5 protein-coding genes are annotated in these 6,245 nt (G+C 70.7%); 3 read left to right on the forward strand and 2 right to left on the reverse strand.

The window, feature by feature from the left end; all coding sequences use genetic code 11:
• Positions 1 to 76: 76 nt before the first annotated feature.
• Both fabI and fabG read right to left on the reverse strand, forming a co-directional pair.
• Entirely contained in the window at positions 77 to 838 is a 762-nt protein-coding gene (gene fabI / locus ACFWYM_RS22110) for an enoyl-ACP reductase FabI (RefSeq protein WP_384839677.1), read from the reverse strand.
• 5 nt (positions 839 to 843) lie between these two features.
• Positions 844 to 1,563 (reverse strand): 3-oxoacyl-[acyl-carrier-protein] reductase, encoded by a 720-nt coding sequence (gene fabG, locus ACFWYM_RS22115; protein ID WP_384839680.1) that lies wholly within the window; start codon positions 1,561 to 1,563, stop codon positions 844 to 846.
• A 217-nt stretch (positions 1,564 to 1,780) separates the two neighbouring features.
• Here fabG and ACFWYM_RS22120 point away from each other — a divergent pair, with 217 nt between their 5' ends.
• From ACFWYM_RS22120 to tyrS, 3 genes are all read left to right on the forward strand, one after another.
• A complete protein-coding gene (locus tag ACFWYM_RS22120) occupies positions 1,781 to 3,304 on the forward strand; it encodes a TldD/PmbA family protein (protein ID WP_384839683.1) in 1,524 nt (507 codons plus the stop codon).
• 85 nt (positions 3,305 to 3,389) lie between these two features.
• Positions 3,390 to 4,790 carry a metallopeptidase TldD-related protein gene (locus tag ACFWYM_RS22125; RefSeq protein WP_384839686.1) on the forward strand — a complete coding sequence of 467 codons (1,401 nt, stop codon included), beginning with the start codon at positions 3,390 to 3,392 and terminating at the stop codon, positions 4,788 to 4,790.
• Between the two features lie 52 nt (positions 4,791 to 4,842).
• A complete protein-coding gene (gene tyrS, locus ACFWYM_RS22130; RefSeq protein ID WP_384839689.1) occupies positions 4,843 to 6,111 on the forward strand; it encodes a tyrosine--tRNA ligase in 1,269 nt (422 codons plus the stop codon).
• Positions 6,112 to 6,245 lie beyond the last annotated feature (134 nt).

A 6,245-nucleotide genomic window follows, 5' to 3' on the forward strand; every position in this document is an offset into this window, starting at 1 on the left:
GGGCGTCGCCCCGGCTCGCGCGCGCTGCGGGCGAGTGGTCGTGGTAAGCGTCCCGGAGGGCGGGAGAAGGCGCTGGTCAGGCGCCCATCATGTGCACGCCGCCGTCGACGTGGACGATCTCGCCGGTGGTCTTCGGGAAGAAGTCCGAGAGCAGCGCGACGATGCCGCGGCCCGCGGGCTCCGGGTCGGCCATGTCCCACTCCAGCGGGGAGCGGGTGTTCCAGACCTCCGCGAGGTCGGCGAAGCCCGGGATGGACTTGGCCGCCATGGAGCCGATCGGGCCCGCGGAGATCAGGTTGCAGCGGATGTCCTCCTTGCCCAGGTCACGGGCGAGGTAGCGGCTCGTGGCCTCCAGGGCGGCCTTGGCCGGGCCCATCCAGTCGTACTTGGGCCAGGCGAACTGCGCGTCGAAGGTGAGGCCGACGACCGAGGCGCCGTTCTCGAACAGCGGGCGGCAGGCCATGGTGAGCGACTTCAGGGAGTACGCGGAGACGTGCATCGCCGTCGAGACGTCCTCGAAGCTCGCCTCGAGGAAGTTGAAGGCGCCCTGCGGCGCGAAGCCGATGGAGTGCACGATGCCGTCGAGGCCGCCGAGCTCGTCCTTCACGAGGCCCGCGAGACGGTCGAGGTGCTCCTGGTTGGTGACGTCGAGCTCGATCACCTTGGCGGGCTTGGGGAGCTTCTTGGCGATGCGCTCGGTGAGCGTGGGCCGCGGGAACGCGGTCAGGATGACCTCGGCGCCCTGCTCCTGAGCCACCTTCGCGGCGTGGAAGGCGATGGAGGACTCCATCAGCACACCGGTGATCAGGATGCGCTTGCCGTCGAGAATTCCGCTCATGGTGATCAGTGACCCATGCCCAATCCGCCGTCAACAGGGATGACGGCTCCAGTGATGTACGAGGCGTCGTCGGAGGAGAGGAACTTCACCGCGGCGGCGATCTCCTCCGGCTGCGCATAGCGGCCGAGCGGCACGTTGGACACGATGTTCGTGCGCTGCTCGTCCGAGAGCGCCTTGGTCATGTCGGTGTCGACGAAACCCGGCGCGACGACGTTGAAGGTGATGTTGCGCGAGCCGAGCTCACGGGCGAGGGAGCGCGCGAAGCCGACGAGGCCGGCCTTCGAAGCGGCGTAGTTCGCCTGCCCCGCCGAGCCCAGCAGGCCGACGACGGAGGAGATCAGCACGACGCGGCCCTTCTTGGCGCGCAGCATGCCGCGGTTGGCGCGCTTCACGACACGGAAGGTGCCGGTGAGGTTGGTGTCGAGGACGGAGGTGAAGTCCTCCTCGGACATCCGCATGAGGAGCTGGTCCTTGGTGATGCCCGCGTTGGCGACGAGCACCTCCACCGGGCCGTGCTTCTCCTCGATCTCCTTGTATGCCTGCTCCACCTGTTCGGTGTCGGTGATGTCGCACTTCACCGACAGAACACCCGCCTCGGCGAGGACCCGTGGTGGCTCTCCCGAACGGTAGGTGATCGCGACCTGGTCCCCCGCGTCGGCGAACGCGCGGGCGATGGCGAGGCCGATGCCCCGGTTTCCTCCGGTGACGAGAACCGAGCGGCTCAACGGATCACCCTTTCGGTAGCGGTCTGGTACATCGGAAACCTATCGGTCCCGCGCCCCTTCCGGAGAATCCGCCTCCGACAGTGGCTCAGAGGACTCGCTGTCGGGTCCCTACAGAAACCGGCGGCAAGGGTTCCCCCATGGAGTGGCCCCGGCACCCCCGCGCGCGACATGATTCGGGCCCTACGGTTCGCTTCCGCATCAGCCGACAGGAGACACCGTGCCTCATACCCTCGACGCAGCCTTCACGGCGCTGCCGCTTAGGGCTCTGGCCGACGCCGCCCTCGCCCGCGCCCGGGCGCTCGGCGCCACGCACGCGGACTTCCGCTTCGAGCGGGTGCGCAGCGCCTCGTGGCGGCTGCGGGACGCCCAGCCCGCCGGCTCCTCGGACACCACCGACGTGGGGTACGCGGTGCGGGTGGTGCACGGCGGGGCGTGGGGGTTCGCGTCGGGCGTCGACCTGACGATGGACGCGGCCGCGCGGGTCGCCTCCCAGGCCGTGGCGATGGCGCAGCTGTCCGCCCAGGTCATCGCCGCCGCCGGGTCCGACGAGCGCGTGGAGCTCGCCGACGAGCCGGTGCACGCGGACAGGACCTGGATCTCCTCGTACGAGATCGACCCCTTCTCCGTACCGGACGAGGAGAAGAGCGGGCTGCTCGCGGAGTGGAGTGCGCGACTGCTCGCGGCCGACGGGGTCGCGCACGTCGACGCCTCGCTGCTCACCGTGCACGAGAACAAGTTCTACGCGGACACGGCGGGCACCGTCACCACCCAGCAGCGGGTGCGCCTGCACCCCCAGCTGACCGCCGTCGCCGTCGACGAGTCGAGCGGTGAGTTCGACTCGATGCGTACGCTGGCTCCGCCGGTCGGCCGGGGGTGGGAGTACCTCACCGGGACCGGCTGGGACTGGGACGGCGAACTGGAGCGGATCCCCGAGCAGTTGGCCGAGAAGATGCGGGCACCCGGCGTCGAGCCCGGCGCGTACGACCTCGTGGTCGACCCCTCCAACCTCTGGCTGACCATCCACGAGTCCATCGGCCACGCCACCGAACTGGACCGCGCGCTCGGCTATGAAGCGGCGTACGCGGGCACCTCGTTCGCCACCTTCGACCAGCTCGGCAAGCTGGCGTACGGCTCGCCGATCATGAACGTGACGGGTGACAGGACCGCGGAGCACGGCCTCGCCACCATCGGCTACGACGACGAGGGCGTGGCCGCGCAGTCCTGGGACCTGGTCAAGGACGGCACCCTGGTCGGCTACCAGCTGGACCGGCGCATCGCGAGGCTCACCGGCTTCGAGCGCTCCAACGGATGCGCCTACGCGGACTCCCCCGGCCACGTCCCGGTGCAGCGCATGGCCAACGTCTCCCTGCAGCCGGACCCGGGCGGGCTCGCCACGGAGGACCTGATCTCCGGCGTGGACCGCGGGATCTATGTGGTGGGCGACCGGTCGTGGTCCATCGACATGCAGCGCTACAACTTCCAGTTCACCGGACAGCGCTTCTACAAGATCGAGAACGGGCGCCTGACCGGGCAGCTGCGCGACGTGGCGTACCAGGCGACGACCACCGACTTCTGGGGCTCCATGGCCGCGGTGGGCGGCCCGCAGACGTACGTCCTGGGCGGCGCCTTCAACTGCGGCAAGGCCCAGCCGGGCCAGGTCGCCTCGGTCTCCCACGGCTGCCCCTCCGCCCTCTTCCGGGGCGTCAACATCCTCAACACGACGCAGGAGGCCGGGCGATGAGCAGCGCTCACCACGGAATCGGCTGGGGGTCCGGGGGTCGTCCCCCGGGAAAGCACAGCCTCAACACGACGCAGGAGGCAGGGCGATGAGCTCGTCGAGTCGTACGACCAAGCCGCACGAGATCGTCGAGCGCGCCCTCGAGCTGTCCACCGCCGACGGCTGCGTGGTCATCGCCGACGAGGAGTCGAGCGCGAATCTGCGCTGGGCGGGCAACGCGCTGACCACCAACGGGGTCACCCGTGGCCGCACCCTCACCGTCATCGCGACCGTCGACGGCAGGCAGGGCACCTCCTCCGGCGTCGTCTCGCGGTCCGCGGTGACCGCCGACGACCTGGAGCCGCTGGTGCGGGCCGCCGAGGACGCCGCCCGGGGCGCCGGGCCCGCCGAGGACGCGCAGCCGCTGGTGTCCGGCGTCGCGCACTCCCCCGAGTTCACCGAGGCGCCCGCCGAGACCTCCTCGGCCGTCTTCGCCGACTTCGCGCCCGCGCTCGGCGAGTCCTTCGCGGTGGCCCGCGCGGGCGGGCGCGAGCTCTACGGCTTCGCGAACCACGAGATGGTCTCCAGCTACCTCGGTACGTCGACGGGGCTGCGGCTGCGGCACGACCAGCCGAACGGGACCCTTGAGCTGAACGCCAAGTCGCCGGACCGGCTGCGCTCGGCGTGGGCGGGGCGGGCGACGCGGGACTTCAAGGACGTCGACCCGGCGGCGCTCGACACCGAGCTCGCCCAGCGCCTGGGCTGGGCCGAGCGGCACGTGGACCTGCCCGCGGGGCGCTACGAGACGCTGCTGCCGCCCACCGCGGTCGCGGACCTGCTGGTGTACCAGCTGTGGTCGTCGGCGGCCCGGGACGCCGGGGAGGGCCGCACGGTCTTCTCCAAGCCGGGCGGCGGCACCCGCGTCGGCGAGCGCCTCACGGAGCTCCCGCTCACGCTGCGCAGCGACCCGCGGGAACCGGGCCTGGAATCCGCCCCCTTCGTGCTCGCGCACACCTCCGGCGACGACGCCTCGGTCTTCGACAACGGCCTGCCCCTCGACGCCACCGAGTGGGTGCGCGCGGGCGAGCTCGCGCACCTCACCACCACCCGGCACAGCGCCGCCCTCACCGGCCTCCCGGTGGCCCCCGCCATCGACAACCTCATCCTGGACGGCGGCACCGACCGCTCCCTGGACGAGATGGTCGCCGACACCCGCGACGGGCTCCTGCTGACCTGCCTCTGGTACATCCGCGAGGTCGACCCGGCGACGCTGCTGCTCACCGGGCTCACCCGGGACGGCGTCTACAAGGTCGAGAACGGCGAGGTCGTCGGCGAGGTGAACAACTTCCGGTTCAACGAGTCGCCGGTGGACCTCCTCGGCCGTACGACGGAGGCCGGACGCACCGAAAAGACATTGCCGAGGGAATGGGGCGATTGGTTCACTCGGGCAGCGATGCCCGCGCTCCGGGTGCCGGACTTCAACATGAGCTCGGTCAGCCAGGGCGTATGACGCCCATAGACTGGCGGGTATCCATCGGAACCGTTCAAGGAGACACAGGACCGTGACGGACATCGTCGACGAGCTGAAGTGGCGCGGGCTCTTCGCCCTCTCCACTGACGAAGATGCACTGCGCAAGGCGCTCGCGGACGGCCCCGTCACGTTCTATTGCGGCTTCGACCCGACCGCGGCCAGCCTGCACGTCGGCCACCTGGTCCAGGTCCTCACGGTCCGCCGCCTCCAGCAGGCGGGCCACCGCCCGCTGGCCCTGGTGGGCGGCGCCACCGGCCAGATCGGCGACCCCCGGCCGACCGCCGAGCGCACCCTGAACGACCCCGAGACGGTCGCGAACTGGGTGTCCCGGCTGCGCACGCAGATCGAGCCCTTCCTCTCCTTCGAGGGGGAGAACGCGGCGACGATGGTCAACAACCTGGACTGGACCGCGGGCATGTCCGCGATCGAGTTCCTGCGCGACATCGGCAAGCACTTCCGCGTGAACAAGATGCTCACGAAGGACTCGGTCGCCCGCCGCCTGGAGTCCCAGGAGGGCATCTCCTACACGGAGTTCAGCTACCAGCTGCTGCAGGGCATGGACTTCCTGGAGCTGTACCGGCGCCACGGCTGCGTCCTGCAGACCGGTGGCAGCGACCAGTGGGGCAACCTCACGGCGGGCATCGACCTGATCCACCGGCTGGAGCCGGAGGCCACGGTGCACGCCGTCGGCACCCCGCTGATGCTCAAGTCGGACGGCAGCAAGTTCGGCAAGTCCGAGGGCGGGGCCGTCTGGCTCGACCCGGAGATGACCACGCCGTACGCCTTCTACCAGTTCTGGCTGAACGTCGAGGACAGCGAGGTCTCGACGTACATGCGCATCCTCTCCTTCAAGTCCCGCGAGGAGCTCGAGGAGATCGAGAAGCAGACCGAGGAGCGCCCGCAGGCGCGCGCCGCCCAGCGTGCGCTCGCCGAGGAGCTGACGACGCTGGTGCACGGCGCCGACCAGTGCGCCGCGGTCATCGCCGCGTCCAAGGCCCTCTTCGGCCAGGGCGAGCTCGCCGACCTCGACGAGTCGACGCTGGCCGCCGCGCTCTCTGAGCTGCCGCGCGTCCAGGTCACGGAGCTGGGCCCGGTCGTGGACCTGCTCGCGGAGGTCGGCCTGGTGGCGAGCAAGTCCGCCGCGCGCCGCACGGTGAAGGAGGGCGGGGCCTACGTGAACAACGTGAAGGTGGCCGCCGAGGACGCCGTGCCGGCCCGCGAGGACCTGCTGCACGGCCGCTGGCTGGTGCTGCGCCGGGGCAAGAAGAACCTGGCGGCGGTGGAGGTCACGGGCGCCTGAGCGACCCGCTGCGCCGAGCAATACGAAGCGGGGGGGGGGGCATTGGGGCCGCCCCCCCGAGGTTTTTGGGGCGCGCCCCGGCGCGGGCCCCCGGGTGTGGGCCCGGTTATGCCTGTTTATAAACAAAACGAAAC

This window comes from Streptomyces sp. NPDC059009 (assembly GCF_042740175.1).
Classification (GTDB): Bacteria; Actinomycetota; Actinomycetes; order Streptomycetales; family Streptomycetaceae; genus Streptomyces.